1 pseudogene is annotated in these 270 nt (G+C 63.7%); it reads right to left on the reverse strand.

Going from position 1 to position 270, the window contains the following annotated elements:
• Positions 1-270: pseudogene (locus B3D39_RS03480) on the reverse strand (nitrite/sulfite reductase); the annotation flags it as partial.

Below are 270 nucleotides of genomic sequence, written 5' to 3' on the forward strand. Positions count from 1 at the left end.
CACGGTGATCTTGATGCGCGCCTTATACTTGTTGTCGCGCCGTCCCGCGAGGTTCCATGCGGCGACGATCGATTCCAGATAAGGCAGCAGATCGACCGCGGGCAGGAAGCTGCGGATTTCCTTGCCGATCATCGGGGTGCGGCCGAGACCGCCGCCCACGAAGACCTGGAAACCGATCTCTCCATCACGCTCGACCAGCTGCAGACCCACGTCATGGGCGCGGATCGCGGCGCGGTCGGCCTCGGCGCCGTTGATCGCGATCTTGAACTT

It is taken from the genome of Thioclava sp. UBA3469, assembly GCF_002378135.1.
In the GTDB taxonomy this organism is placed as follows: Bacteria; Pseudomonadota; Alphaproteobacteria; order Rhodobacterales; family Rhodobacteraceae; genus Thioclava; species Thioclava sediminum.